The following is a 2,797-nucleotide window of genomic DNA, read 5'->3' as shown; positions in this document are numbered from 1 at the left end:
AGAAAGTATTATTCCTATCAAAGATGATAAGATGTCGAAATGGGTCGAGAAAGCAAGGAATAAAAGCCCATCTTTAACTAAATCGATTAAAACATTTATCGGAGATTTTGTACACATTTGGGTGAACGATTTTTATCAGAATAGATCTATTCTCATTAACGAATCGACGTTTACCCATGATGTGCTTGCACCAATTATGAATTTTATAGCTCCTAATTTTTTTAAGCGTTGGGACCAAGCGCAGAGTTTGTCGTCAAAAAATAGAGGAGTGATAAAATTCGTTGATACTATAGGAAATATTACAAGTAATGTTAGTAATGATATTTTTGAAATTTTTTTTGTCGAAGTTTCCCATGGACCATTTCATCCTAATCCAGAAAAACACATTGAGGAAGATAATTACAAATTGACTAAATTAGGGAAAGATGGGTTAGACAGAAATAGTGGAAGTGGTTCTGATAATAAGGTATTTCTTTTTCATTTACATGCCGATTATTTATGCACTTATGTTATGGATCGAAAAATTTCCCCTCTCACTAGAAAAATACCTATAGATAGGATTTCAATTCCATTTTTTCGAAATGACCCGCAATTTAAAATTTTGGAGTTTATTAAAAAGTTATATAAATACCGAATAATTTTAGAAAAGGCTCGAAAAGTTTATACTGATATTGATATCAGTATAAATAGTATATCAGAATTTGATACTTTTCCCACACCCAAAAAAATAAAATTGTAAGATATATAAAGCGCCAATAAAATAGATAATGAAAATAATTCTAATTTCCAAATATAGCAATCGATAAATTTTAAAATTATGAAATTTCATTTTTTTTATCGCCCTAAAGAAATTAAATTGTTTAATTTAATAGGATTGTATTGTGGTATTAAAGGTAAGTGGATAAAAAGTGTTAAACCTTTTACAAATTTTGCAAAAATAATGTTTGTGTGCTTCGAATTTACTTTCTTCATTTGATGGATGGTTTCGTGACGTCAGTATGTATTTGATATTTTACAGAAATTATTTTTATATTTTTTTATTAATTTTTGTTTTTAGACATAATGTGCGAGACAATAAAATCTTCTGTTGCAAAAGGTAAATTATATAATTATAGTAAAATCAATTAATTTAAAATAACATTAATGCTGCTTTATTTCATTAGAAATGATAAATAAAGAAATCATCCAATTAACTACTGATTTAGAAATTAATAAGGTCCCATTTTATTTTCTATAGTTATCGTTATTATTATACTTTTTATATTAAATATTATTTTAAATTAGAAAAACATGGCAAAAATGTCAGTTGATATAGAATATAATAATCGAAAAAATGAGGATTTTTTATGGTACATTCAGGACATGGATAAAAAACAAGATTTTCATTTTCAGAAAATGTTTGATAAACAAGAAATAGTAAATATTACAGTTTTGTGATTTTATGTATTGCTATAATATCTAATTAATTTTTAGGCATTTAAAAATGAAATCCATGATGAAAATGACATATTGGCTACGCGAGTTAAAGTAGAAATTGAGGAATCTATTACAGATATTTCAAAAGATATTCTAGGCTCATTGAACGATGTAGTTGAAACTGTGAATTTATTAGTTAAATGTAATTATTATGTTATTTATTTTTATATAAATTATCATCTTGCATTAATCATTTTTTTTTTATAGTTTCATACTTTTTGAAAGAAAGTTTCTATTAAATCTATTAAATAAATTTTCTTTTGCAATATTTGCATTCCTTAGTATGTATGTTTGTTTCGTCATATTTTCCACAATTTTCACAAGTGTAATTTTCTTTTTTAAGCGTTTTAGTTAATTCATGATTGCAAATTTCATCTTGATATCTTGATAATGCATGTTTTTTATCATTGGATAATGTTTTTTCGTATTCGATATCTTTATATTCAGCTGAATTCTGATGTATTAATGGCGTGTTTACACATTGATAAGTTTCATAATTATCCAAAACTTTATTTATGTTATACAGATACTTCCGTTCTTTATAAGCAATCAAAAATCCCGCAAAACAACAAGGACAACAGCACATCATAGGACAACAACAAACAGTTCCTAGCTTGTAGAACCAATATTTTTTTTATTGCATTTTTTCAAAAATTTGTAACGAATAAATAATTTGACTGTTGTAGCCTGAGATGCATGATTTGCAGCAGTAGTAACACATTGGCGTTGCAGAAATCCAACATAATTTGAAGTAACAACAATGAAATTGTCAAATGCATCACGAAGCCAGTCAAAATTCTTCCTTAGCATTCATGATAATGTAGCATATGGAGCAAGAGTTTGGCAATGCAAGTTGAGTTCATTTGCATCAAATAATCTTCGTGATTGCTTGTATGATTCTGGATTGGCACAGCCAAAAAACTCATGAAAAAGCTCAGGTATGTGATAACCACGTTCTTCAAATTTCTGAATCCAATCAACAAGATCACAACGTAATATTTGCTTACGATTTGGATTTCCTGATTGTGAGAAGGTTGGCAGGTATAACTGGGATCGGTATGCATTTTGCATCATGATTGCGAAGCTATTTTGTTGTAGTACAAAAAAGTCAACATCTGTTTATTAGGTTTCTTTATGATTTGCATGGGTTACTATTTGTATCGAAGGATACCTTTCAGAAAGTTCTAACATTAAGAATTTTTATTATATATAAAAAGTAAGCAAATTTTTGATCGATAAGAGATTTTTTTTCGGGAGTAGGTGTAAAGTCGAATATTTACTGAATTTGAAATAGATTATTTACATATAAAAATTCTATAAT

At 27.3% G+C, this 2,797-nt stretch carries 2 protein-coding genes; one reads left to right on the top strand and one right to left on the bottom strand.

Annotated features, from left to right (window positions below; genetic code table 11):
- The first annotated feature begins 31 nt into the window (after positions 1 to 31).
- Positions 32 to 739 carry a hypothetical protein gene (locus tag DMG62_24245; GenBank protein ID PYY19817.1) on the top strand — a complete coding sequence of 236 codons (708 nt, stop codon included), beginning with the start codon at positions 32 to 34 and terminating at the stop codon, positions 737 to 739.
- Positions 740 to 2,279: 1,540 nt separating this feature from the next.
- On the opposite strand, the gene DMG62_24240 is transcribed toward DMG62_24245, so the two are convergent.
- On the bottom strand, positions 2,280 to 2,540 hold the full coding sequence (locus DMG62_24240) for a hypothetical protein (protein PYY19816.1): 261 nt from the start codon (positions 2,538 to 2,540) through the stop codon (positions 2,280 to 2,282).
- Between the last annotated feature and the right edge of the window lie 257 nt (positions 2,541 to 2,797).

It is taken from the genome of Acidobacteriota bacterium (genome assembly GCA_003225175.1).
GTDB lineage: Bacteria > Acidobacteriota > Terriglobia > Terriglobales > Acidobacteriaceae > Gp1-AA112.
The sequence above is the reverse complement of the archived record's forward strand: the minus strand, read 5'-3'. Positions and strand labels throughout refer to the sequence as shown.